Annotated in this window: 25 protein-coding genes and 1 riboswitch; all 25 genes read right to left on the minus strand. The window is 65.0% G+C overall.

Translation table 11 applies throughout. The annotated features are described in order from the left end of the window. Nucleotides 1-126 precede the first annotated feature (126 nt). A complete protein-coding gene (gene raiA / locus B5F94_RS08415; RefSeq protein ID WP_087329360.1) occupies nucleotides 127-672 on the minus strand; it encodes a ribosome hibernation-promoting factor, HPF/YfiA family in 546 nt (181 codons plus the stop codon). A 99-nt stretch (nucleotides 673-771) separates the two neighbouring features. Beyond that, on the minus strand, nucleotides 772-1,191 hold the full coding sequence (locus B5F94_RS08420; RefSeq protein WP_087187635.1) for a DUF134 domain-containing protein: 420 nt from the start codon (nucleotides 1,189-1,191) through the stop codon (nucleotides 772-774). Between the two features lie 99 nt (nucleotides 1,192-1,290). Continuing rightward, nucleotides 1,291-2,571 (minus strand): glutamate-1-semialdehyde 2,1-aminomutase, encoded by a 1,281-nt coding sequence (gene hemL, locus B5F94_RS08425; RefSeq protein WP_087329362.1) that lies wholly within the window; start codon nucleotides 2,569-2,571, stop codon nucleotides 1,291-1,293. Then, a complete protein-coding gene (gene hemB / locus B5F94_RS08430; RefSeq protein WP_087329364.1) occupies nucleotides 2,571-3,554 on the minus strand; it encodes a porphobilinogen synthase in 984 nt (327 codons plus the stop codon). Before hemB ends, hemL begins: the two co-directional genes overlap by 1 nt. A 1-nt stretch (nucleotide 3,555) precedes the next feature. Further along, complete coding sequence (cobA, locus tag B5F94_RS08435) at nucleotides 3,556-5,040, minus strand: uroporphyrinogen-III C-methyltransferase (RefSeq protein WP_087329366.1); 1,485 nt, start codon at nucleotides 5,038-5,040, stop codon at nucleotides 3,556-3,558. After that, nucleotides 5,025-5,915, minus strand: coding sequence for a hydroxymethylbilane synthase (gene hemC, locus B5F94_RS08440; protein ID WP_087329368.1), 891 nt, complete (start codon nucleotides 5,913-5,915; stop codon nucleotides 5,025-5,027). The genes cobA and hemC overlap by 16 nt, the downstream gene beginning before the upstream one ends. Further along, on the minus strand, nucleotides 5,912-7,558 hold the full coding sequence (locus B5F94_RS08445) for an NAD(P)-dependent oxidoreductase (RefSeq protein ID WP_242965641.1): 1,647 nt from the start codon (nucleotides 7,556-7,558) through the stop codon (nucleotides 5,912-5,914). The genes hemC and B5F94_RS08445 overlap by 4 nt, the downstream gene beginning before the upstream one ends. Then, nucleotides 7,555-8,247, minus strand: a complete 693-nt coding sequence (cobI, locus tag B5F94_RS08450) for a precorrin-2 C(20)-methyltransferase (protein ID WP_087329370.1) — start codon at nucleotides 8,245-8,247, stop codon at nucleotides 7,555-7,557. The genes B5F94_RS08445 and cobI overlap by 4 nt, the downstream gene beginning before the upstream one ends. Next, nucleotides 8,244-9,092 (minus strand): ATP-binding cassette domain-containing protein, encoded by an 849-nt coding sequence (locus B5F94_RS08455; RefSeq protein ID WP_087329372.1) that lies wholly within the window; start codon nucleotides 9,090-9,092, stop codon nucleotides 8,244-8,246. Before B5F94_RS08455 ends, cobI begins: the two co-directional genes overlap by 4 nt. Then, nucleotides 9,089-9,868 (minus strand): cobalt ECF transporter T component CbiQ, encoded by a 780-nt coding sequence (gene cbiQ, locus B5F94_RS08460; RefSeq protein WP_087329374.1) that lies wholly within the window; start codon nucleotides 9,866-9,868, stop codon nucleotides 9,089-9,091. The genes B5F94_RS08455 and cbiQ overlap by 4 nt, the downstream gene beginning before the upstream one ends. Nucleotides 9,869-9,870: 2 nt before the next feature. Next, nucleotides 9,871-10,167: an energy-coupling factor ABC transporter substrate-binding protein gene (locus B5F94_RS08465; protein WP_087329376.1), complete on the minus strand. Its 297-nt coding sequence runs from the start codon at nucleotides 10,165-10,167 to the stop codon at nucleotides 9,871-9,873. Between the two features lie 13 nt (nucleotides 10,168-10,180). Further along, nucleotides 10,181-10,900, minus strand: a complete 720-nt coding sequence (locus B5F94_RS08470) for an energy-coupling factor ABC transporter permease (RefSeq protein WP_087329378.1) — start codon at nucleotides 10,898-10,900, stop codon at nucleotides 10,181-10,183. A gap of 53 nt (nucleotides 10,901-10,953) precedes the next feature. Next, nucleotides 10,954-11,078, minus strand: a riboswitch (cobalamin riboswitch). A 23-nt stretch (nucleotides 11,079-11,101) separates the two neighbouring features. Beyond that, the gene (locus B5F94_RS08475) at nucleotides 11,102-11,887 is read right to left on the minus strand and encodes a sirohydrochlorin cobaltochelatase (protein ID WP_087329380.1); all 786 of its coding nucleotides are present in this window, start codon (nucleotides 11,885-11,887) and stop codon (nucleotides 11,102-11,104) included. A 5-nt stretch (nucleotides 11,888-11,892) separates the two neighbouring features. Continuing rightward, on the minus strand, nucleotides 11,893-12,540 hold the full coding sequence (locus B5F94_RS08480) for a precorrin-8X methylmutase (RefSeq protein ID WP_087329382.1): 648 nt from the start codon (nucleotides 12,538-12,540) through the stop codon (nucleotides 11,893-11,895). A 3-nt stretch (nucleotides 12,541-12,543) separates the two neighbouring features. After that, nucleotides 12,544-14,040, minus strand: a complete 1,497-nt coding sequence (locus tag B5F94_RS08485) for a cobyric acid synthase (RefSeq protein ID WP_087329384.1) — start codon at nucleotides 14,038-14,040, stop codon at nucleotides 12,544-12,546. Next, nucleotides 14,040-15,095: a threonine-phosphate decarboxylase CobD gene (gene cobD, locus B5F94_RS08490; RefSeq protein ID WP_087329385.1), complete on the minus strand. Its 1,056-nt coding sequence runs from the start codon at nucleotides 15,093-15,095 to the stop codon at nucleotides 14,040-14,042. The genes B5F94_RS08485 and cobD overlap by 1 nt, the downstream gene beginning before the upstream one ends. A 39-nt stretch (nucleotides 15,096-15,134) precedes the next feature. Continuing rightward, complete coding sequence (gene cbiB, locus B5F94_RS08495) at nucleotides 15,135-16,112, minus strand: adenosylcobinamide-phosphate synthase CbiB (RefSeq protein WP_087329387.1); 978 nt, start codon at nucleotides 16,110-16,112, stop codon at nucleotides 15,135-15,137. Continuing rightward, nucleotides 16,109-16,702, minus strand: coding sequence for a histidine phosphatase family protein (locus tag B5F94_RS08500; protein ID WP_087329389.1), 594 nt, complete (start codon nucleotides 16,700-16,702; stop codon nucleotides 16,109-16,111). The genes cbiB and B5F94_RS08500 overlap by 4 nt, the downstream gene beginning before the upstream one ends. Next, nucleotides 16,693-17,049 (minus strand): bifunctional adenosylcobinamide kinase/adenosylcobinamide-phosphate guanylyltransferase, encoded by a 357-nt coding sequence (locus B5F94_RS08505; protein ID WP_087329391.1) that lies wholly within the window; start codon nucleotides 17,047-17,049, stop codon nucleotides 16,693-16,695. Before B5F94_RS08505 ends, B5F94_RS08500 begins: the two co-directional genes overlap by 10 nt. After that, nucleotides 17,046-17,813, minus strand: a complete 768-nt coding sequence (locus B5F94_RS08510) for an adenosylcobinamide-GDP ribazoletransferase (protein ID WP_087329393.1) — start codon at nucleotides 17,811-17,813, stop codon at nucleotides 17,046-17,048. Before B5F94_RS08510 ends, B5F94_RS08505 begins: the two co-directional genes overlap by 4 nt. Beyond that, nucleotides 17,810-18,331: a bifunctional adenosylcobinamide kinase/adenosylcobinamide-phosphate guanylyltransferase gene (locus tag B5F94_RS08515; protein ID WP_087329395.1), complete on the minus strand. Its 522-nt coding sequence runs from the start codon at nucleotides 18,329-18,331 to the stop codon at nucleotides 17,810-17,812. The genes B5F94_RS08510 and B5F94_RS08515 overlap by 4 nt, the downstream gene beginning before the upstream one ends. Before the next feature lie 45 nt (nucleotides 18,332-18,376). After that, nucleotides 18,377-19,435, minus strand: coding sequence for a nicotinate-nucleotide--dimethylbenzimidazole phosphoribosyltransferase (cobT, locus tag B5F94_RS08520; RefSeq protein ID WP_087329397.1), 1,059 nt, complete (start codon nucleotides 19,433-19,435; stop codon nucleotides 18,377-18,379). Further along, complete coding sequence (locus tag B5F94_RS08525; protein WP_087329399.1) at nucleotides 19,432-20,799, minus strand: cobyrinate a,c-diamide synthase; 1,368 nt, start codon at nucleotides 20,797-20,799, stop codon at nucleotides 19,432-19,434. Before B5F94_RS08525 ends, cobT begins: the two co-directional genes overlap by 4 nt. Beyond that, nucleotides 20,796-21,989, minus strand: a complete 1,194-nt coding sequence (gene cbiE / locus B5F94_RS08530) for a precorrin-6y C5,15-methyltransferase (decarboxylating) subunit CbiE (protein WP_087329401.1) — start codon at nucleotides 21,987-21,989, stop codon at nucleotides 20,796-20,798. Before cbiE ends, B5F94_RS08525 begins: the two co-directional genes overlap by 4 nt. After that, nucleotides 21,986-22,729 (minus strand): precorrin-6A reductase, encoded by a 744-nt coding sequence (cobK, locus tag B5F94_RS08535; protein ID WP_087329403.1) that lies wholly within the window; start codon nucleotides 22,727-22,729, stop codon nucleotides 21,986-21,988. Before cobK ends, cbiE begins: the two co-directional genes overlap by 4 nt. Between the last annotated feature and the right edge of the window lies 1 nt (nucleotide 22,730).

The raw sequence follows: 22,730 nt of genomic DNA on the forward strand, positions 1-22,730 counted from the left end.
TAAAACGAAACCTGGCGTTAATTAACGCCAGGCCTCGCAAAGTTTTGAATTTCCATTCTGCCCAGGAATTATGGGACTTCGAACTCAATTCCTGTTGCACTTAGTTTGACAATTCACTCTGAATGATCAGTCCTCGTCCACGATGAGGCCATAGCCGCCGTCATTGCGCTTATAGACCACGGCAAAGCGCCCGTCCTGATCCACATCCTTGAAGACAAAGAAGGTGTGGTCCACCAGATTCATCTGGAGCACCGCCTCGTCCACCGTCATGGGCTTGATGGGGAAGCGCTTGGTACGGACGATCTTGAACTCCTCCTCGTCCACCTCGGGGGCAAAGGAGGAAATCTCCTCGGCGTCCACACTGCGGGAGAAGGCATCCTGACGCAGGCGCTTCTCCAGGCGGCTCTTATTCTTACGCAGCTGGCGCTCCACGGAGGAGACCGCCGCGTCGATGGTGGCAAACATATCGGAGGTACTCTCCGCCACGCGGATGATGGTACCGCCGGAGCGGATAGTCAGTTCCACATTGTTGCGGTCCTTTTCCACGCTGAAGACGATGGCGGCCTCCGCATCCGCCTTAAAATAACGGTCTAACTTGCCCACCTTTTTCTCAGCGTAGGCGTGGACCTTGTTGGGCAGGTTGATCTTCTTGTCTGTGAACACGAACTTCATCGTTTTCAACTCCTTCCGCCCTCCGAAGAGGGATTGGTTCGCCGGCCGGGGCCGGTTCCCTGATTTGATTATACCACGTCGTACGCAGATTGTCACAACTTATTTCAAAAGTTTTTGTGAATTTTGCCCATCACACTCCGGACCCTCCGGGTGGGAACACACCCCGCAGCCGCAGCGGCCTCCGCCGCAGTCCCGCCGCGCACAGTTCCGGCCCGGACATACTTCCCCCTGTGGACACAGGGCATAGTCGCCGCCGGTGATGGTCAGCCGCCGTCCCTCCACCAGGGCCAGCGCCAGCTTCCTGCGGGCGGTATCGTACACTTGCTGCACCGTGGAGCGGGCCACCCCCATCTGGGCGGCGCACTCCTCCTGGGTACAGCCCAGCAGATCCATCAGGCGGATGGCCTCGTATTCCTCCACCGCCATCTCCACCGTCCCGTCCCCGCCCCCGGTCAGCGGTCCAAAGGTGTTGTGCCGGGGCAGGGCACAGATGCGGCGGCATTTCTTCGGTCTTGCCATGGGCGCTCCCTCCTGTTCCTGCTCTCAGTGTAGCAGATTTCCGGTATATGTCAAGAACACGCAAAAATAAAGCCGCTGCCAAAGGCAGCGGCTTTGTAATTACAGTCCGGCGAATACCGCTTCCGCGGCGGCCAGAGTGGCCTGAAGCTCCTCCTCCCCATGGGCAGCGGAGACAAACATGGCCTCGAACTGGGCGGGGGCCAGAGCCACGCCCCGCTCCAGCATCCCCTGGAAGTACTGGGCGTACTTGCCCACGTCGCTGCCCTTGGCGTCCACGAAGGTGGACACGGCGGTGGGGGTGAAGAAGGGGGCCAGCAGAGAGCCGATCTGATTGACCACCACCGGCGCGCCGGTCTTGGCAATGGTTGCCCGCAGACCTGCCGCCAGCTTCTCGCCCTTGGCGGCGATGTGGGTATAGACCTCCGGATGGTCCTTCAGGTAGTTCAGCTGGGCCAGACCGGCGGCCATGGCCACCGGATTGCCGCTGAGGGTACCCGCCTGGTACACCGGGCCGCAGGGGGCCACCTGCTCCATGAGGGCACGGCTGCCGCAGTAGGCGCCCACCGGCATACCGCCGCCGATAATCTTGCCGAAGGTAACGAGGTCGGCTTTCACGCCGAAGTATTCCTGGGCGCCGCCCAGGGCCAGCCGGAAGCCGGTGATAACCTCATCAAAGATCAAGAGGGCTCCGCTCTTGTCGCACAGGGCCCGCAGCCCCTCCAGGAAGCCGGGAGCAGGGCCCACCACACCCATGTTGGCGGCCACCGGCTCCACAATGATGCAGGCGATCTGGCCGGGGTAAGCGTCCAGCAGGGCCTCCACGGAGGCCAGATCGTTGAACTGGGCGGTAAGGGTGTGCTTCACGATGTCCTCGGGCACACCGGCGGAGGAGGGATGTCCTCCCGCCAGGGCGGAGGAGCCGGCGTTCACCAGCAGGCAGTCGGAGTGGCCGTGGTAGCAGCCCTCAAACTTGATGATCTTGTCCCGGCCGGTGGCCCCCCGGGCCAGACGGACGGCGGACATCACCGCCTCGGTGCCCGAGTTGACCATGCGCACCATCTCGATGTTGGGCACCAGGTCGATCATCAGCTGGGCGATCTCCACCTCCCGGCGGGTGGGAGCGCCGAAGGACAGGCCGTCCTTGACGGCCTTCTCCACCGCCTCCCGGATCACCGGGTGGTTGTGACCCAGGATCATGGGACCCCAGGAGCACACATAGTCGATATACTTCCGGCCGTCCTCGTCCCAGATGAAGGGGCCGTCGGCCCGGGTGATGAAGCGGGGAGCCATACCCACCGCCCGGTAGGCCCGCACCGGGGAGTTGACCCCGTCGGGCAGGACCTTCACGGCCTGCTCAAACAGTTCTTCCGAGCGTCCCATCAGCCGATGTCCCCTTTCTGAATGGCCTGAGCCAGTTCTTTGGCGTAGTAGGTAATGAGCATATTGGCACCCGCCCGGAACACGGACAGGGCGGACTCGCACATGATGCGGTACTCGTCAATGAGACCCGCGGCGGCGGTGGCCTTGATCATGGCGTACTCGCCGGACACGGAGTAGGCGCACATGGGCAGATCATAGGCGTCGGAGCACTCCCGGATCACGTCCAGATAGCTGAGGGCGGGCTTGACCATGATGATGTCGGCCCCCTCCTCAATGTCCAGGGCGCACTCCTTCAGGGCCTCCTTCCGGTTGTGGGGGTCCATCTGGTAGCCCTTCCGGTCCCCGAAGGAGGGGGCGGAGCCTGCCGCCGACCGGAAGGGACCGTAGAAAGCGGAGGCATACTTGGCGGAGTAGGCCATGATGGGGGTAGTCTGATAGCCGTGCTCATCCAGAATAGCCCGGATGGCGGCCACCCGGCCGTCCATCATGTCGGAGGGAGCCACCATGTCGGCCCCGGCCTGGACGTGGGACAGGGCGGTTTTGGCCAGCACCTCCAGGGTCTTGTCGTTGTCCACCTCATGGCCGCAGAGGATGCCGCAGTGGCCGTGGTCGGTGTACTCGCACATACATACGTCGGTGGTGATATAAAAGTCGGGGTACTTGGCCTTGATGGCCCGAATGGCCTCCTGGACCACGCCGTGCTCGTCCCAGGCGGAGGAGCCGACAGCGTCCTTGCGGGCGGGCAGGCCAAAGAGGATGCAGTGATTCACCCCGGCGGCCAGGCACTCCTCCACCGCCTGGCACACGCTGTCGATGCCATAGTGATTCTGGCCGGGCAGGGCCTCAATGGGCCGTACCCCCTGGAGGGTCTCGTCCACAAAGATGGGGTAGATCAGGCTGTCGGGGGACATCCGGGTCTCCCGGCACAGGCGGCGCACCGCGTCATTGCCCCGCAGGCGGCGGGGCCGTTGGATCAGTTCCATATCAAACACCTTCCAAAATGGTTTCCACCAGCGCGTCCATGGTGGCCTCACGGGCCACCCGCACAGGAATTCCGAATTTCTTTGCCTCCGCGGCAGTCTGCTGCCCGATGCACATCCCCACCATGCGCGAGAAATTGGCATCCTCACCCACGGAGGAGACGAAGCCCTTCACGGTGGAAGCGGAGGTGAAGGTCACCAGCAGGCCCTCCGCTCCTTCTACCGCCTCCCGCAGTTCCTGAGAACGGGGATTTTCATACACCGTGCGGTAGCTGGCCACGTCGTCACAGGCAATGTTACGCCTTGCCAGCCCCTCTGTCAAGGCGGGGGAGCCCTCCTCCGCCCGGAGGGCCAGCACCTTGCCCGTAGCGGGCAGGCCCTCTCCCAGATGGGCGGCGTCGTACACCTCCGGCACATAGTCGGCCTTCAGGCCGTGGGCGGACAGAGCGCGGGCAGTGCCGGGGCCAATGGCGGCCAGCTTCACGGCACCCAGGGCGCGGGCGTCCTTGCCATGGCCCTCCAGCCAGTTCCACAGGGCCTCCACCCCGGCGGGGCTGGTAAGGGCCAGCCACTCATAGTCACAAAGCCGCTCCATGGCGCTGTCCACAGCGGGACAGGGTTCCAGAGGGATCGTAGCGATGCAGGGGTACTCCCACACATCGGCCCCCAGGGCACGCAGCCGGGCAGACAGGGTGCCCGAGCGCTCCCGAGGCCGGGTGACCACCACCCGTCTGCCCTTCAGCGGCAGCTTGTCAAACCAGTCAAAGTCCTCCGCCAGAGCACACACCTTGCCCACCACGATGACGGCAGGACTCTCCACCTGGGCTTCCTCCGCCACGGCGGGCAGGGTGCCCAGGGTGGCGGAAATGCGCCGCTGGGCTGGGGTGGTACCCCGTTCCACCACGGCGGCAGGCATGGCAGGCTCCATGCCCGCATCCAGCAGCCCCCGGCAAATCTGGGGCAGAGCGGACACGCCCATCAGAAAGACCAGGGTGCCTTTGGTGCGCACCAGGGCCTCAAAGTCAATGTCCAGCTCCTTCCCCGCCCGCTGATGGCCGGTGACGATGTGGAGGGAGGAGCAGCAGTCCCGGTGGGTCACCGGAATACCGCCGTAGGCGGGGGCGGAAATGGCGGAGGTGATGCCGGGCACCTCCTCAAAGGAAACACCGTGCTGGGCCAGCAGCTCCAGCTCCTCGCCGCCCCGGCCAAAGAGGAAGGGGTCGCCGCCCTTCAGGCGCACCACGTTCTTGCCCTCCACGGCCTTGTCCAGCAGGATCTGATTGATCTGGTCCTGGGGCACCGGATGGCGGGCTGCCTGCTTGCCCACGTCGATCTGTTCCGCCTTCTCGGGCATCATGGCCAGGATGGCGGGGCTGACCAGCCGGTCATACACCACCACCTCCGCCTTCTGGAGGGCCTCCAGTCCCTTCCGGGTCAGCAGGCCGGGATCGCCCGGGCCCGCCCCCACCAATGTTACTTTACCAGGCATGGATTTCCCTCCTTCATGGAATTGGCCAGCTGCTCCGCCAGCGATGTACCCTGCTCTCTGGGTCCGGAGATCTTCTCCCGAAACATCTGCCCGGCCTGGTCCACATAGAGGCCGGTGAGGGTAATGGTCTCCCCCTCGAGCACGGCGTGGGCGGCAATGGGAGAGGAACAGCCTCCGTCCAGCTTGCGGACAAAGGCCCGCTCGGCCTGGGCGCACAGGGTGCCCGCTTCATCCACCACGCCGCTGAGATAGCTCAGGTCCTCTCCGGCCCGGGTCTGGAAGGCCATAATGCCCTGGCCCGCCGCCGGGATCATCTCCTCCACGGTAAAATACCGGGTGATGCGTCCCTCCAGCCCCAGCCGCTTCAGACCGGCGGCAGCCAGCACCAGGGCGGAATACTGGCCCTCGTCCAGCTTGCGCAGCCGGGTAAGCACGTTGCCCCGCACCGGAGCCACGGCCATGTGGGGGAACAGGGTCTTTAGCTGCACCGTCCGCCGGGCAGAGGCGCAGCCGATGGGCTTGGCCGGGTCCAGCTCGGTGACACCCTCGGGGAGCACCAGTACATCCCGGGGGTCCTCCCGCTTGGAGAAGCCCGCCAGAGGAATGGCCGGGTCCTCCTCCATGGGCAGGTCCTTGCAGCTGTGTACCGTCAGATCCACCCGACCGTCCAGCAGGGCGGCGTCCAGCTCCTTCACAAAGAGGCCCTTGCCGCCGATCTTGTCCAGGGTGCGGTCCAGGATCTTGTCGCCGGTGGTCTTCATGGTCACCAGCTCCAGCGTCATATCCGGATGGAGCGCCTTGATGCCCTCCATCACCAGCTCCGACTGAATGACAGCCAGCTTGCTCTCCCGGCTGCCCACCCGTATGGTCTTCATTCCAATCCCTCCAGTACGGCCCGGATGGCCTTGGCGGCCCGGGCGGTGCGGGCATGGTCGTCCCCCCGCCCGGCCACCCCGGCCACGATGTTGTCCCCGGCGCACACGGCGGGGAAAAAGAAGGTACATTCCTCCGGGGCGTCGGCCACGCTCACCGGGATGCCCAGCGCCCGGGCCTCCTCCCCCACCGCCCGGTTGACGGCCCGGTCGTCGGTGGCAGCCACCGCAATGGCGGCCCCCGCCAGATCGCCGGGGGTGTAGGGCCGTCCCTCCCACTGTATGCGCCCGTCCAGAGGCTTACACCTGGGGGCGATAACGGTGACCTCCGCCCCGAAGCGGGCCAATACCTCCGCCCGGCGGCAGGCCACCACGCCGCCGCCAATGACCACGGCAGTTTTCCCCACCAGGTCAATAAAAAGTGGAAAACGGAAGTGCTTTTCCGGCGGCAGGCTCCACCGGAGCCGGGCGGCAGTGTGCACCTCGATCTTGGCGGCGCACCGCTCCAGGTCCTCCGGGGTCAGGTTGTCCTTCAGCCCACCGGACAGCAGGTCCACCGCACGACTCACCGCCAGCTCCACCAGTTCCCGGGCCTCCGGCCCTTCCAGGTCGGTGGACAGCACCCGGGCGGCCACCGCCTGCTTCACCCGCTCCAGGCCGGGCAGGCAATTCTTGTAGTTCTCCCACTGGTTCAGCCGGTCCAGATACTTTTCCACAATGGCCGCCGCCTCCGGTGGAAGTTCCCGGCTGGCATCCACCCCCAGATCGTCCACGTTGTACAGGGTGAAGCCGGGCAGAGTGGCCACCTGGGGCTCGATATCCCGGGGAATGGCCAGGTCGGCCAGCACACGGGGCGGATGGGACAGCTCCGCCAGTTCCCAGGCCGTCACCGTATAATGGGGACTGGTGGTGGCGGAGAGTATCAGGTCCATGCCCTCCATGGCTTGATACCGCTCCTCGTAGGGGGTGACGGCGCACCCGGCGGGCACCACGGTCTCTCCGTGGTGATAGCTGCGCAGGGTCACGGTGACGGCACATCCCGCCTCGTAGAGGAGGGAGGCAGACAGCCGCCCCATCTCTCCGTTGCCGATGACCAGGGCCTTCCGGCCCTTCAGGCCCCCCAGATGGGCTTCCAGCCGGTCCACGGCGGACCGGGCCGCCGACCGGGGCACCCCGATAAAGCGGACCTTTGTCTTGATCTCCTTACCGGCGGCGGCGGCGTTGCGGAACAGGGTCTCCAGCACCCCGTCCGCCGTGCCCACCTCACGGGCAGCCTGAACCGCGCCCTTCACCTGGGTGACAATCTGATCTTCCCCCCAGATCTGGGAGCGCAGGCCGCCAGCCACCTCCATCAGGTGGCGGGCCGCCTCCTCCCCCGTCCGGGTCACAAAAGCGGCCGCAAAGGGGGTATATTCCACCCCCGCCTCAGCGCACAGCAGCCGTCCCGGGTCGGGCATGGGCCCCTCCCCGCAGGATAGGTAGAGCTCGGTGCGGTTGCAGGTGGACAGCAGCACGCAGCCCTCCACCCCTTCCCGGCGGGACAGGCGGCGGTCCAGCTCCAGCACCTGATTGCGGGTGAAGGACAGCTGTTCCCGCAGGTCGATGGGGGCTTTATGCCAGTCCAGGCCGGTCATAATGAGCTTCACGCCTCTTCCCCCTTTTTCACCAGCACCACCGAGAAGTAGCCGCTGCCCTCCTCCAGGTCGGCAAAGCGGGGACACACCAGTTCCCCTTCCATGCCGCAGTTGGCCACCAGGGAAGCCCGGCCCAGCAGGCCGTGCTCCTCCAGGGTGTTTTTCAGGGCGCCGATCTCCTTGCCCGCCTTCATAAACACCAGGTTGGCGTCCAGGTCCAGGCAGTCGGACACATCCTTGTGGGAGGCGGGGACGATGAGCAGCCGCTCGCTCTTCTCGCACAGGGCCATGTTCAGCTTGGCGGCTACCGCACAGAAAGAGGGTACGCCGGGGATGATCTGGGCGTCGTACCCCCGGGCTACCACCTTCTTGTGGAGATAGAGATAGGTGGAGTACACCGTGGGGTCCCCCAGGGTGATAAAGGCCACATCCTTACCCCCGTCCAGGGCGGCACACACCAGGTCGGCATTGCGCTCATAGGCCGCGTCCAGGGCGGCATGGTCCCGCACCATAGGGGCCTCGCAGGTCAGCAGTTCCTTGCCGTCGGCCAGCTCCCCCACGATATTGAGGGCGGTCTTTTCCCCCCGGCCCGCGTCGGGCACGGCCAGCACCGCCGCCTGGCGGATAATGCGCTCAGCCTTTTTAGTGATGAGTTCGGGATCGCCGGGGCCAACCCCCACGCCGTACAACATTCCTCTCATTGGTTTTCCTCCTTGAGCATTCGCAGGATCTCCCGTCGGGCCGCCCCGATGGTGGCGGCGGACCGGTCGGTATCCAAACCATCCACCTCCCGCAGCACCTCCATCAGGTGGGCGATGCGGGGCAGACGGAGATGATTGGCACGCAGGGCCGCCGGGTCGGCAAAGAGCTGCTCCGGCGTGCCCTCCAGCAGTACCTTGCCCCCTCCCAGCAGGTAGGCGTAGTCGCAGTACAGGGGCACGATGTCCATATCATGGGTGGCGATGAGTACCGTCATGCCCAATTCGTCCCGCAGCCGGGCGAGCAGCTTCATGATGTCGCTGACCCCCTGGGGGTCCAGCCCGGCGGTAGGTTCATCCAGAATGAGCACCTCCGGCTCCATCACCAACACACCGGCGATGGCCACCCGCTTCTTCTGTCCGTAGGACAGGGCGTGGGTGGGTTTGTCCCGCAGATGGGACACTCCGGTGCGGTCCAGAGCCGCCTCCACCCGGCGGTGGACTTCCTCCGCCGGCAGGCCCAGGTTCACCCCGCCGAAGGACACGTCCCGGTACACGTCGGCGGAGAAGAGCTGGTCGTCCGGGTCCTGGAACACGATACCCACCCGGCGGCGCAGCTCCAGCAGGCCCTTTTTATCGTAGCGCACCGGCTGGCCCCCCAGCACCACCTTGCCGCTCTTGGGGGTGAGCACCCCGTTGAGGCTGAGGAATAGGGTGGACTTGCCCGCCCCGTTGGCCCCCAGGATACCGGTGACCTTCCCTTTTTCTGCGGCAAAGGTGATATGGTCCAGGGCCACAGTGCCATCTTCATAGGTATAACACAGATCTTCTGCCTGGATGGCCTTCACGGCAGCAGCCTCCCTTCTACAAACCAAATGGCAATCTGCCCCGCCGCCGCAAATACGGTGAGGGGGAGCAGCCCCCACCCCGGACGATAGGCATCGTTCAGGGTGGTAAGGCTGCCGGTATAGCCCCGGGACTCCAGGGCGGTATAGATACGGTCGGCCTTTCGCCATGCCCGCAGGAACACCATGGAGGCCAGCATCCCCAGGGAGGACACCGACCGGCGAAACCCCCGGTAGCCCAGCCGGGAATCCTGGGCGGTGCGGATGTTGGAGGCCGTCTCGGCCAGCACGAAGATGAAGCGGTAAATGAGCTCCATCAGCTCCACCAGCAGCTTGGGCACATGGAGCCGCCCCAGAGCCATGGTCAGGTCGGTGACGGGGGTATTGAGGGAGAGAAAATACATACATCCCACCGCCCCCAGGGCCTTGCAGAAAATCCGACCGCCCATCCACAGGCCATCCATGGTAAAGCCCCACAAACTGTCACCTACCGGAATGGCGGCCACCATCTCTGTCCCGGCGGGGTAGGCCCCCGCCACGATGGTAAGACAGCCAATGACCAGGAAGATCATCGGCACCTTGAGAAAATGGAGGTACACCCTGGGGGAGAGTCCCCCCAGGGCAGTAATCAGCACCCCCATCAGAAGCAGGGTAAACAGGCCCACCGCCACGCTGTCGCAGCACAGGCAGATCACCAGAGCGACTACCGTCAGCAGCAGCTTGGGCATGGGAGACACCCGCCGCAGGCGGGACTGATAGGCGTAGCGGTCGGTGCCCATGGTCAGTTCGTTCCTTTCTCTTTTCCGTCCGGCTTCTTGGTGATGCGGCCCAGAATGAAGCCCACCACACCGGCGCCGATGGCGGCCTGGAGGGCGAAGAGCATGGACTCCACCTCGCCGCTGGCGGGCTCCAGAATGGGCTCAAACCAGGGCTCATAGTCGGGGTTAAGCTCCGTAATGGCCTCCTCAGCCTGGCCGTCGGCCCCGCCGAACTCGGCATTGGGCAGCAGCCACAGGGGCACGGCGGCGATGACCACCACCAACAGGATCAAAATCAAATTTTTCTGCCAAACTTTCATATCCGTCCCCTCCTTACAGCACCTGCAGCTCATGGAGCTCAGTCTTGCTGTACTTCTCCAGCACGTTGAAGATGACCACGGTGAGCAGGCCCTCGGCAATGGCCAGAGGGATCTGGGTCACGGCAAAGATGGTGAGGAACTTCACCATGCCGCCGTTGATGACCCCCAGCTGCACCGAAGTGACCACATAAGTGAAGAGGTCACCCAGGGCTGCGGCGGCAAATACCGCCACAGCGGCAGGAGCCTTGGCCTTCCGCAGCAGCTTATAGACCAGCCAGGACACGATGGGCCCGGCAATGGCCATGGAGAATACGTTGGCGCCCAGGGTAGTGAGGCCGCCGTGGGCCAGCAGCAGGGCCTGGAAGAGCAGCACAATGAGGCCCAGCACCGTCATCACCAGGGGCCCGAACAGGATGGCACCCAGGCCCACACCAGTGGGGTGGGAGCAGGAGCCGGACACCGAGGGGATCTTCAGGGCGGAGAGCACGAAGGCAAAGGCGCCGCACATGGCCAGCAGGATCTTGGCCCGGGGGGCCTGGTCGATCTTCTTCTTGATGGAGAAGAAACCGGCCACCAGGAAGGGCACGCACACCGCGCCCCAGCCGATGGCCCAGTTCACCGGCAGCATACCCTCGGCGATGTGCATGGCGGAGGCGCTCATGGTCATCAGACCCAGCAGCCCCACCAGCACCGCCGCGGCGCGGACGGTTTTGTTGGCAGTCAGAGTTTTCATGGTTGTTTCATCCTTTCCTATCACTCGTAGGTGGGTGGTTTCCGGGCCGGGCAAGGTTTTCCGGCTTGAGCCTCTCTGCCGCCGCGCGTCTTCCCAGGTTTTCCCAGTGACATGGTGCCCGGCGGCTCTTCTCTTACGGCAGCGGGACTGCGCGGGAGTTGCACCCGGCTTCCCTTTTCCCGGCCCTCTATGCAAACAGGCTTACGCCTGGAGTTGTTTGGCCTCTCCGGCGTGCTTGACGAAGAGGGCCTGGATACTGGGAAACTCTCCCAGGCCCTGGAGCACGCAGTTGACGGCGTAGCCCTCCTGCTCCAGCAGGGACTTCCAGGAGTCCTCCTCCTCCCCCGCCAGATCGTTTTTGGCATGGTCGCCCGCCACGATCATCAGGGGCCGCAGCTCCACTCGACTGGCTCCCAGTTCTTTAATACGGCGCACCGCCTCCCCAAAGCCGGGGTAGCCCTCCACCGTGCCGATGACCACGTCCTTCCGGCCCATATCCCGGAACACATACTCCAGCAAGGCGTAGCAGGAGTTGGCAAAGTGCTCGGTGCCGTGGCCCATGTAGAGAATGGCTTTGCCCTCCTCCGCCTGGGGCAGGTCTTGGAGCAGGGCCCCCACCGCGTCCAGGTAGTCCCCCGTCTCGGTGAGCAGGGGACATCCGAAGGTCAGTTTCTCAAACCGGCCCTCGAAGGGGACGGCCAGAGCCATCATCTTGTCGTACTCGTCGCCGTTCATGATGTGAGTGGGCTGGACCAGCACGTCGGTGTACCCCTCCGCCGCCAGCCTCTCCAGGGCGGCGGGCACATCGTCGATGTGGGTACCTTCCCGCTCCAACTTTCTTAAAATCATACCGCTGGTAAAGGCCCGGCGCAGGGTGCGCTCCGGAAAGGCGGAAGCCAGAGCCTTCTCAATGGCGGCGATGGTCTTTTCCAGGGTGTCCCGGTGGCTGGTGCCGAAGGACACCGCCAGAAGGGCTTGTGTATTCATATCCTTCACTCCCGTGCGTTGTTGCTGGCCTGGTAGAGCAGGGCGTTGCAGATGGCAGCGGCTACGTTGCTGCCTCCCTTGCGGCCCCGGGCCACGATGTGGGGGGTGTCCATGGTGAGCAGCAGCTCCTTGCTTTCCACCACGTTGACAAAGCCCACCGGCACGCCGATCACCAGAGCGGGGGCCATTTTCCCCTCCTCGATGAGCTCACAGGCCCGCACCAGGGCGGTGGGGGCGTTGCCGATGGCCAGCACCAGGGGGCCCTCCAGCTGAGCGGCCCGCTCCATGGACACGGTGGCCCGGGTCTCCCCCCGCTCCTTGGCCTCAGCGGCCACGTCCGGGTCGGACATGAAGCACACCGCCTTGCCGCCGAACTTCTCCAGCACCTTCTTGTTGATGCCGGAGAAGGCCATCTGGGTGTCGGTGACGATGGTGCAGCCCCCCTTGATGGCGGCGATGCCCGCCGCCACCGCATCCGGGGAGAACACCAGATTGTCGGCATAGTCGAAGTCGGCGCTGGTGTGGATAGCCCGCTTGATGATGGGCAGCTGGTCGGCGGGAAACACCCGGTCCCCCAGCTCCTGGCCGATGATCTCCATGCTTCTGGCCTCAATGTCGGCGGGAGCCACCCGCTGCAGCTCGATTTTTTTCATGGGTCATTCCTCCCCGTTCAGGATGCGGTAGATCCGCTCCATATCCAGACTGGCCCGCAGGCCGTCCGCCAGCTTGTCATACTGCCGCTGGGCGTACTCCTGCCAGTCCACGCTGGCGGCCTGGCCCTCCAGGCCCTTGGCCTTCAGCAGGCAGTTCACCAGAGCGGAGGCCGCTCCAGCCTTGTCAAAAATACCGTGGACGTAGCAGCCCCACACGTTGCCCTTGCTGAGGCCGTCGGTGTGTTCCTCCCCGGTCTGGGTGGCAAACTGCACCAGCGGGGCGGCGGCACTCTCCGTCTTGCCCATATGAATCTCATAGCCCTCAAAGGCCACACCGGCCAGAGGGGCGAAGATGCCCCCGGCCTGGACAAAGGTACCGGTCACCCGGGTGCGGGTCTTCTCCCCCTGGAACACGGTCTCAGAGGGCAGCAGGCCCAGGCCTGCCAGGGTGCCGCCTCCCTCCACCCCGTCCGGGTCGGAGACGGTGTTGCCCAGCATCTGATAGCCGCCGCAAATGCCGATGACCGCGCCGCCCCTGGCAGCGTGCTTCAGGATGGCGCCCTCCAGGCCGCTCTGCCGCAGCCACCGCAGGTCGTCCATGGTGTTCTTGGTGCCGGGCAAAATGATGAGGTCGGGATGGCCCAGCTCCCCCACGCTCCCCACATAGCGGAGGGAAACCTCCTCCATCCGCTCCAGGGGGTTGAAGTCGGTGAAGTTGGAAAGCCGGGGCAGGCGGATCACCGCCACGTCTACCAGGCCCACTTTACCGGATTTGGACAGACGGGCGGACAGGGAGTCCTCGTCGTCCACATCCACCTCCAGCATAGGCACCACGCCCAACACCGGCTTGCCCGCCAGCTCCTCCAGCTGGGTGAGGCCGGGGCGGAGAATCTCCACATCCCCCCGAAACTTGTTGATAATCAAGCCCTTGATCATCTCCTGCTCGTCCGGGTCCAGCAGCTTTACCGTGCCGTAGAGGGAGGCGAACACGCCCCCCCGGTCGATGTCGCCGCACAGCAGCACGGGGGCGTGGGCCATACGGGCCATGCCCATGTTGACCAGATCATCCTCTTTCAGGTTGATCTCCGCCGGGCTGCCCGCCCCCTCGATGACGATGATATCATACTCCGACCCCAGAGAGGAATAGGCCTCCATCACGTCGGGAATCAGGTTTTTCTTATACTTGAAGTAATCTCCCGCCTTCATAGTACCTCGTGGAATACCATTGACGATGACCTGGGAGCCCACATCGCTGGTGGGCTTCAGGAGAATGGGGTTCATCCGCACATCGGGAGCCACCCCCGCCGCCTCGGCCTGCATGACCTGGGCCCGGCCCATCTCCAACCCGTCGGGGGTGATGGCGGAGTTGAGGGCCATGTTCTGGGACTTGAAGGGGGCCACCTTGTAGCCGTCCTGCTTGAAGATGCGGCACAGCCCTGCCGCCAGCAGAGACTTGCCGGCGTTGGAGGCGGTACCCTGGATCATAATTGCCTTTGCCATCACTGCACCTCGCTGAGGGCGGCCAGCAGCCGCCGGTTTTCTTCTTCGCCCCGGACGCACATCCGGTACCAGTCGGGGCCCAGGCCGTAGTAGTTGGCGCAGGAGCGGATGAGCACCCCCCGCTCCAGCAGTCTCTCTTTCAAATCGGCCACACCGGGCAGCCGGAACAGGAGATAGTTGGCCTGCCCGGGAATCACGGTACACCCCGCCGCCGTCAGACCGGCGGCCAGACCGGGCAGGGCTTCCTCCACAAAGCGCCTGCCCTCCTCCGGCCAGTGGGGACAGCAGGTCAGGGCCGCCACGCCTGCCGCCTGAGCGGGGGTGGACACGCTCCAGGGCTGGGCGAATTTGCCCAGCTGCTCCCGCAGTCCCTCGTTGGCCGTCAGGCAGTAGCCCAGCCGCAGACCCGCCATGGCGTAGCTTTTGGTGAAGGCCCGCAGCAGCACCAGATTGGGGTGGTGGGCCAGCCAGGGGGCCAGCCCCGGCCCGCCGGTGGCCAGAGGCAGGAAGCACTCGTCCACCACCAGCACCGCGCCCACAGCACCACACCGTGTCACTACTGCTTTCAGCAGATCTTGATCGATCAGCCGCCCGGTGGGGTTGTTGGGGGTACACAGGAACACCAGGTCGGTGTCCGATTCGATGGCGTCCACGAAGCCAGCGTCCAGGTCGAAGTTTTTGTCCTGATCCAGAGTGTACCGGACCACCTGGCAGCCCACGCAGGTCACGGCCTCCTCATACTCGGAGAAGGCGGGGGCAGTGACCAGGGCCTTTTTTGGTTTCAGCGCAAACACCAATCGGAAGATCAGGTCGGCGGCACCGTTGCCGCACACCACCTGCTTCTCCCCCACTCCGTCATGGGCGGCAATGGCCCGCCGCAGGTCCCGGCACAGAGGGTCCGGGTAGCAGGCCGACTGGTCCGCCGCCTGCCGGACCGCCTCCGCCACCGGGGCGGGCATCCCCAGGGGGTTCAGGTTGGCGGAAAAGTCCAGGACCTCCCCGCCGTAGGCGGCCTGGGCGGTGAGGATATCCCCGCCGTGGGTGTAGACTGGCATAACAACGCTCCTTTTCGTGGACCATGTGGGCATTTGTCCTCAGGGGAACAATAAAATCAGCAGGGGCACCCCGCAGAAAAGCAGCAGGGCAAAGAAGGCGGTGGCGTACAGGATCCGGCCCGCCCGCAGAATATCCAGAGGCTCGGGAGGCCGCTGATCGTCCCCGATGTAGGGCTTCTCCACCAGCTTGCCGAAGTACCAGCTGGGCCCCACCAGCCGAAGCTGGAGGGCGCCGGCACAGACCGCCTCGGTGTGGGCGGCGTTGGGGGACTTGTGCTTTTTCCGGTCCCGCTTGAAGATGCGCCAGGCATTCTTCCCATCGTACCCCGCCGCCACAGCCCCCAGGCACATGAGCACACCGGAGATGCGGGCGGGAATGAAGTTCAGAATATCGTCCCACCTGGCCGCCGCCCGGCCAAAGTAGAGATATTTGTCGTTTTTATAGCCCACCATGGAGTCCATGGTGTTGGCCGCCTTGTAGAACATCCCCAGGGGCGCGCCGCCGATGGCCAGGAAGATGAGGGGGGCGATGACGCCGTCGGAGGCGTTTTCCGCCACCGTCTCTACCGCCGCCTTGGTTACCCCTGTCTCATCCAGCCGGTCGGTGTCCCGGCCCACGATCATAGAGACGGCGTACCGGGCCTTGTCCATGTCTCCGGTTTTCAGAGCATCGTATACCTTTCGGCTCTCAACGGCCAGGGACTTGGTGGCCAGCAGCTGGTAGCTGATCACGCTCTCCACCGCCAGAGCCAGCCAGGGGCTGACCAGCCAGCACCCCCACAGCAGCAATACCGTCAGACCGGTGGGGATCGCCAGGGTGAGGAGCACCAGCACCACGCCCCCTGCCAGCTCACCACCGTGGGACTTGGGGAAGATCTTCCGCAATCCCTTCTCCAGTACGGAGATGAGGGCGCCGATGGCCCGCACCGGGTGGGGAGCCCAGTGGGGGTCCCCCAGCAGCAGGTCCAGGCAGAAGCCAATGAGCAGCGCCGTCAAATGACTGATCCACCAACTCATCCCTTGTACTCCTCCAGCACCGTCAGCTCCAGGGTGTCCGGGTCCAGCGCCATGCGGAAGCCGCCGCAGTTGGGGCACATCCAGCCGTAATACTCCCGCTCCGGGCGGCCATACTTGGAAAGCAGGCCCATCAGCGCCCCGCCGTGGGACACCACGCCCACCCGCTCAAAGCCGCGGGCAGCGGCATCCTTGGCCAGCTTCCCGAGGCCGATGGATACCCGCTCCACCACCTGCTCGGCGGTCTCCCCTACCGGCATAGCAGCAAAGTTCAAACGGTCGCCCTGGCCGATCCAGGCCTGATACAGGGGATCGTCCTTCAGCTCCTCGTGGTTTTTCCCCTCAAAGGGGCCGAAGTCGGTCTCCCGCAGCTCTTCGATCACGGTGGTCTCCACCCCCGGCCACAGCAGCTCTGCCGTCTGGCGGCACCGCATCAGGGGGGAGCGGTAGATGTGCTCCACCTTGGGCAGGGTGGGCCCCACTTTACGGGCCAGCTCCTCCCCCTGGGGGGTGAGCGGTACATCCAAAGTGCCCACAAAGCGCTTCTCCAGGTTGCCCTGGGTGGTTCCGTGCCGAATGAGGATCAGTTCCATGGTTTGTCTCCTTTCAGGGTCATGGGCAGGCCGCAGAAAATGCGCTCCACACGCTCCGCCCGCTTAGCCAGACGGCAGCACAGCCGACCCACGTCCTCCCGCCAGGCCCGTTGGGCCGGGTCGATGGGTACCACGCCGCAGCCCACCTCGTCGCAGATGAGGATCAGGTCGGGATTGGCGGTCAGCAGCTCCTCCTCGTCCAGGTGGGGCCACTGCTCCAGGCCGTCAAAGATCGGCTTGGTTTTGGCTTCTTCGGGAGAATGGGCCACCTGGTCGGGAGTATATCCCGTTTTTTGCAGCACATAGTCCAGTTTTCCCTGGCCCGCGCCACCAACGATGAGTATCATACCAACACCTCGATTTTCTGGACCACAGCCACCATCAGCACCATAGCCAGCTCGCAGATCTGGAGGAAGAAGCCAGCCAGATCGCCGGTGACGCCCCCAAACTGCCGCTGGCTCATGACCCGATAGTACAGGCAGGCCAGTCCCGCCCCCAGCAGGGCAGCGCCGCCGGTCCACAGGTCCAGCCACAGCATGGCGGCCACGCAGGCCACCACCCAGATCACCATGACGCCACGGGCCTTGGCGGTATCCATGGTGTCGGTAAAGGTGGCCAGCAGGCCGGTGCCCCGGGCGTTGGGCAGGGTAACGGCAAAGAGACCGGACAGGCTGCGGGAGAGCACCGGCCCCAACGCCAGCACCAATGCGGCCCGCCCCGCTGCCGCCACCTCACTCCAGCAGGCGAAAAATACCAGCAGGTAGAGCCCGCAGCAGATGATGGCAAAGGCCCCGGTGTGGGAGTCCTTCAAAATCTCCAGCTTGCGCTCCCGGCTCTGGTGGGAGGACAGGGCGTCGCAGGTGTCGCAGAAGCCGTCCAGATGGATGCCTCCGCTAAGGGCGATGGGGATGAGCAGGGCGAAGGCGGCGAAGAAGAGGGGCCCGAAGCCCAGGTACCGGGCCAGAGCCATCCAGCCGTACAGCACCGCACCAATGACCGCTCCCACCAGAGGAAACCAGCACAGGGCCCAGGACAGAGCCTTTTTCTCCCAGTCCACCCTCGGCATGGGGACCTTGGAGTACATGGCAAAGGCAATGATAAGACTTTTCACACACGTTCTCCTTTCCACGCCACGGGGATGCCGCACACCACTTCGTAGACCTGTCCTGCCAGGGCGGCCACCCGGCGGTTCAGCTCTCCCAGCACCGACAGATAGTCCAGGGTGACAGGATCGTAATCCATGCCGTCGGAGAAGAGCTCGTTGGTGACCACCACCAGCAGCTCCGCCTGCTCCGCTGCCCGGCGGATGCCGGAGAGTACCCGGTCCAGCGCATGGTCCTTTCCGTCGGGGGAAAAGTACTCGTTGGCGCACAGGTTGGACAGGTCCTCCAGCAGCACGGCGCAGCCGGGGGGCAATACGATGTCCGCCAAACCGGTGGGGCACTCCACCGTCTCAAACCCCTTGCCGGCCCGCATCTGCCGGTGGCGCTCCACCCGGCGGACGCTCTCGGCGTCCCACACTTGCATGGTGGCCAGATAAATTCTGTTCTCCAGGCCGGAGGAGGTCACCAGAGATTCGGCAAATTCCGACTTCCCGCTGGCCGAGCCGCCGGAGACTAAGATCAGCATAACGCATTCTCCATTTCGTAGGGGCGGCCTTTATGGTCGCCCGCCTCAGCTCAGGGGCTGGTAGGCCTCAATGTCCACGGCCTCAAAGGTGGCCATCTCCCGGTACACCGCCAGGCCCATGTCCAGCAGGGGCATCACCGCCACTGCGCCGGTGCCCTCTCCCAGCCGCATACCGGCATAGAGGAAGGGCTCCAGACCCAGCTCCGCCAGCACCAGCTTGCTGGCCGGCTCGTCGGAGGCGTGGGAACCCAGCATATAATCTTTACAATTGGGGCAGATGCGGGCAGCAATGAGGGCGGCCACCGAGGAGATAAAGCCGTCCACCAGCACCGGCACATGGCACATAGCGCCGCCCAGGAACACGCCCGCCAGGCCCGCCAGATCCAGGCCTCCCACCTTGTGAAGCACGTCCAGAGGATCACTGGGGTCGGGCTGGTTGACAGCGATGCCCCGCTCAATGGCATGGATCTTCCGCACCAGGCCCTCGCTGGACAAGCCGGCGCCCCGGCCGGTCATGACCTCCGGCTCTTTATTCAAGAATACAGCGGCCACGGCGGAGGATGTGGTGGTGTTGCCAATGCCCATCTCGCCGGTGCCAAGCAGCTTGACGCCCTTGGCGCACAGGTCCCGGGCGATCTCCACACCCACCAGCACGGCCCGCTCCGCCTCCTCCCGGGTCATGGCGGGACCCTGGGACAGGTTGGCGGTGCCCCGGCGGATGTTTCTCTGCAAGATCCTCTCCCCGTGGAGAGGGACGGCCACGCCGATATCCACCGGCACGATCTCCACCCCGGCGGCCCGGCCCATGGCGCACACACTGGTGTCACCGGTGGACATATTCTCCGCCACGATGGCGGTAACCTCCTGCCCGGTCTGAGTGACTCCGTCAGCCACCACGCCGTTGTCGGCACACATCACCACCACCGCCCGCTTGGAGATGTCCACATTGGGGGTGCCGGTGATGGCCGCCATGCGGATTACCGCGCTCTCCAGAGCGCCCAGACTGCCCAGGGGCTTAGCGATGGAGTCCCAGCGGGCTTTGGCCTGTGCCGCCGCGTTCTGATCGGCGGGGGTAATGGAACGGACCACTTCTTCCAGTGTCATAGCGATTCCTCCTTGTAGCGGCGGGCCGCCGCCACGAAATTGCGGGCCATCTCAGGTCTGGCCCAGAAATGAAAGTGGGGAAAACCGGCGTACAGCGTAGGCGCATGAACACCGCAGTCCCAACCACGATTGCTCAAAGGTTTCTGGGCCCGGAAGCTGTCGCCGGGGTGCTGGCTGTCCCAGTAGTGGAACTCGTGGGCGGGCAGCTCCTCTCCCGCCTGACACAGCAGGCCGTGGGTACGGGCGGTGAGGGTCACATAGCCGAACCGGCCCAGCTTGCCGGTATTCCAGGCCCGGCCGGGGATCACCCCCGCCATGGGCCAGTCTTTTCCGCCCACATCCTCCAGTTTTTCATGGAGGTAGAGGAAGCCGCCGCACTCGGCCACGGTGGGCAGACCGCCCACCACCCCGTTCCGGATGGCGGACAACATGGCGGTATTTTGGCTCAGCTGCTCCGCCAGCAGCTCCGGGTAGCCGCCCCCCAGGTAGAGGCCGCAAGTGCCTTCCGGCAGGGCCTGGTCCTCCAGAGGGGAGAACTCCACCAGCCTGGCTCCCAGCTTCTCCAGCAGCTCCAGACCGTCGGCATAGTAGAAGCAGAATGCCTTGTCCCGGGCTACCGCGATGACCGGCGTACCCTCTACCGGCTCCGGCAGGTCCAGAGGCCCGGCGGCCAGGTCGGGGGCGGAGGCCGCCAGGGCCAGCAGGCCGTCCAGATCCATGGTTTGCTCCGCCTGGGCGGCCAGCTTTTTCAGCTTCTCCTTCAGGCCCGCCACCTCGTCGGCGGTGACCAGGCCCAGGTGGCGGCTCTCCAACGCACAGTCGGGCAGGCTGGGCAGGAACCCGTACACCGTGACGCCGGTCTCGGCCTCTATACATTCCTTCAGCCGGGGGTAGAGCATGGGGGACACCCGGTTGAGGATCACGCCCCGGATGCCGCTGTCCGGCCGGAAGGTTTTCAGGCCGTGGACCACGGCGGACAGGGTGAGAGCGCTCCCCCGGCCGTCCACCACCAGCACCGCCGGGGTGCGGGTGGCTTTGGCCAGATGGTAGGCGCTGGCCTCATGGCTCATGGCGATGCCGTCGTAGTAGCCCATGACTCCCTCGATGAGGGCCAGGCCGGACCCCACGCTGTTGTGCTCCAGCAGGGACCGGGTGCGGTCCTCCCCCAGGAAGAACAGATCCAGGTTGCGGCTCTTGGCCCCGATGACCTTGCTGTGGAACATGGGGTCGATGTAGTCGGGGCCGCACTTGAAGGCCACGGGATTGATTCTTCGATCCATCAGGGCCTGCAAAAGGGCGCAGGTCACCGTGGTTTTACCCCCTCCGCTGGCGGGGGCGCACAGCAGCAGCCGGGGGGTACTCATGGCCGTCCCTCCCCGGAGAAGATCCACACCGGATTCTGGGCGTCCATGAGGTGATACCGGCCCGCCTGCCGGGTGCGGGTGGCGGCCACCTGCACCATGTCAGCCCCCTCCAGAGGGGCGAAGAGCCGGGCGGCCTCGGCCACCGTCTCCAGGGTGACGGCGGTACACACCACCCGGGCGGCGGGATTTTTACGGAAAATTAGATTCAAAATCTCCTCCAGCTCGCCGGAGGTACCCCCCAGAAAGACCCGGTCGGGGGCAGGCAGGTCCTCCAGAACTGCCGGGGCGGTACCGGGTACCACCACCAGATTGCCGGTGTGGAACCGGGCCTTGTTCTCTTCCAGCAGGGCCACGGCCTCTTCCTTCTTCTCCACGGCATACACCTGCCCGGCAGGGCAGGCCAAGGCGCACTCCACCGACACCGAGCCGGTACCTGCCCCCACGTCCCACACCACATGGTGCTCCTCCAGCCGCAGCTTGGAGATGGCCAGGGTACGCACCTCCTCCTTGGTCATGGGCACGTCCCCCCGGAGGAAGGCCCCGTCGGGCAGGCCGGGGGAGTTGAAGGGCCGCACCACCGGGTCGGGGTTCTCCGCCAGCACCACAGACAGATCGGCAAAGGACTGCCCCGCCAGTTCCGCCGCGGTACCGGTGACCACCCGCTCGTCGGGGTAGCTCAGCCGCTCCCCCACTGAGACAGTGACCCCACCCAGCCCCCGGCGGGTCAGCTCCTTGCAGATGTCCTCCGCCTTGGTGGCTCCGCCGGTGAGGGCGAAGGTGCGGCTGTTGCGCTGGATCTCCCCCACCACGTTGTGGCTGCGGCCATGGGCGCTGACGATCTTTACGTCCTGCCAGCTGGTGTGCAGCTTGGCGCAGAAGTAGCTGAGGGAAGAGATGCCGGGGATGGTAATAACCTCGTGATTACCCAGCAGGGTCCACAGCTTTTTGGCTCCGCTGTAGAAGCCGGTGTCCCCGGACAGGAGCACCCCGACGGGACCCTCCTGCTGCTTTTCGATGTATTCAGCGATATCGCTTCCGGCGATGAGGGGGACGCAGGTGTGGCTCTCCTGGAAGGGCTCCAGCAGCCGGGGAGCGCCCACCAGGGTGGAGCACTCCTTGACGGCCTCCAGCGCCCACACCGTCATGGTCTCCGGAGCGCCCATACCCATGCCGATGAGATAGACTTTCATGCTTCTCCCTCCCGCAGCAGTTTCTCCTTACATTCTTCCAGGGTCAGGCCGGTCTCGGCCCGGGGCCGCTCCACCACCAGCAGCGCGCACCCCGCCTCACGGGCGGCCTCCGCCTTCTCCCGGAACCCGCCGTAACCCCCGGTGTCCTTGGTCACCAGAGTCTTGATGTGATATTGCTTCAGCAGGGCCACATTCAGCTCCCTGGAGAAGGGGCCCTGCATACAGATGATGTTTTTGGGCGGAAAACCCAGCTTCAGGCAGCGGTCCAGGGAGTCCGCCATGGGCAGTACCCGGGGATAGCACCGCTCTACCAGACCGGGCTTGGCAAAGGCGTCCAGCTCCTTGCTGCCGGTGGTGAGCAGCACATTACCCGGCAACCGCTCCAGCATATACGCCGCCCCGGCCATGTTTTCCGCCTTGTAGCGCCCGTCCCCGCCGCCGGACTGGCGCACCAGCCGCAGGAGGGGCAGACCTACTCCTTCCGCCGCCGCCTTGATGTTGGCGGTCACCTCCACAGCGTAGGGGTGGGTGGCGTCCACCACATGGGTGAAGGGGCGGGAGGCCATCAGAGCCTCCATCTCCCCCCGGTCCATCCGGCCCACATGGGCCTCCGCCTCAGGGGGCAGGAGGGTCTCACCGTACTCAGTGGCCACGCACACCAGGGTGGGAATCTTCTGATCCAGCAGCCACTGGGCCAGCTCTCTCCCCTCGCCGGTGCCGCCGAAGAGCAGGATGTTCATC

This window comes from Flavonifractor sp. An4 (assembly GCF_002161755.1).
Classification (GTDB): Bacteria; Bacillota; Clostridia; order Oscillospirales; family Oscillospiraceae; genus Flavonifractor; species Flavonifractor avicola.

Excerpts from the sequence above, each read along its gene's own strand:
- raiA (WP_087329360.1), bottom strand. The coding sequence starts at position 672 with ATGAAGTTCGTGTTCACAGACAAGAAGATCAACCTGCCCAACAAGGTC.
- B5F94_RS08420 (WP_087187635.1), bottom strand. The coding sequence starts at position 1,191 with ATGGCAAGACCGAAGAAATGCCGCCGCATCTGTGCCCTGCCCCGGCAC.
- hemL (WP_087329362.1), bottom strand. The coding sequence starts at position 2,571 with ATGGGACGCTCGGAAGAACTGTTTGAGCAGGCCGTGAAGGTCCTGCCC.
- hemB (WP_087329364.1), bottom strand. The coding sequence starts at position 3,554 with ATGGAACTGATCCAACGGCCCCGCCGCCTGCGGGGCAATGACGCGGTG.
- cobA (WP_087329366.1), bottom strand. The coding sequence starts at position 5,040 with ATGCCTGGTAAAGTAACATTGGTGGGGGCGGGCCCGGGCGATCCCGGC.
- hemC (WP_087329368.1), bottom strand. The coding sequence starts at position 5,915 with ATGAAGACCATACGGGTGGGCAGCCGGGAGAGCAAGCTGGCTGTCATT.
- cobI (WP_087329370.1), bottom strand. The coding sequence starts at position 8,247 with ATGAGAGGAATGTTGTACGGCGTGGGGGTTGGCCCCGGCGATCCCGAA.
- cbiQ (WP_087329374.1), bottom strand. The coding sequence starts at position 9,868 with ATGGGCACCGACCGCTACGCCTATCAGTCCCGCCTGCGGCGGGTGTCT.
- B5F94_RS08465 (WP_087329376.1), bottom strand. The coding sequence starts at position 10,167 with ATGAAAGTTTGGCAGAAAAATTTGATTTTGATCCTGTTGGTGGTGGTC.
- B5F94_RS08470 (WP_087329378.1), bottom strand. The coding sequence starts at position 10,900 with ATGAAAACTCTGACTGCCAACAAAACCGTCCGCGCCGCGGCGGTGCTG.
- B5F94_RS08475 (WP_087329380.1), bottom strand. The coding sequence starts at position 11,887 with ATGAATACACAAGCCCTTCTGGCGGTGTCCTTCGGCACCAGCCACCGG.
- B5F94_RS08480 (WP_087329382.1), bottom strand. The coding sequence starts at position 12,540 with ATGAAAAAAATCGAGCTGCAGCGGGTGGCTCCCGCCGACATTGAGGCC.
- B5F94_RS08485 (WP_087329384.1), bottom strand. The coding sequence starts at position 14,040 with ATGGCAAAGGCAATTATGATCCAGGGTACCGCCTCCAACGCCGGCAAG.
- cobD (WP_087329385.1), bottom strand. The coding sequence starts at position 15,095 with ATGCCAGTCTACACCCACGGCGGGGATATCCTCACCGCCCAGGCCGCC.
- cbiB (WP_087329387.1), bottom strand. The coding sequence starts at position 16,112 with ATGAGTTGGTGGATCAGTCATTTGACGGCGCTGCTCATTGGCTTCTGC.
- B5F94_RS08500 (WP_087329389.1), bottom strand. The coding sequence starts at position 16,702 with ATGGAACTGATCCTCATTCGGCACGGAACCACCCAGGGCAACCTGGAG.
- B5F94_RS08505 (WP_087329391.1), bottom strand. The coding sequence starts at position 17,049 with ATGATACTCATCGTTGGTGGCGCGGGCCAGGGAAAACTGGACTATGTG.
- B5F94_RS08515 (WP_087329395.1), bottom strand. The coding sequence starts at position 18,331 with ATGCTGATCTTAGTCTCCGGCGGCTCGGCCAGCGGGAAGTCGGAATTT.
- cobT (WP_087329397.1), bottom strand. The coding sequence starts at position 19,435 with ATGACACTGGAAGAAGTGGTCCGTTCCATTACCCCCGCCGATCAGAAC.
- B5F94_RS08525 (WP_087329399.1), bottom strand. The coding sequence starts at position 20,799 with ATGAGTACCCCCCGGCTGCTGCTGTGCGCCCCCGCCAGCGGAGGGGGT.
- cbiE (WP_087329401.1), bottom strand. The coding sequence starts at position 21,989 with ATGAAAGTCTATCTCATCGGCATGGGTATGGGCGCTCCGGAGACCATG.
- cobK (WP_087329403.1), bottom strand. The coding sequence starts at position 22,729 with ATGAACATCCTGCTCTTCGGCGGCACCGGCGAGGGGAGAGAGCTGGCC.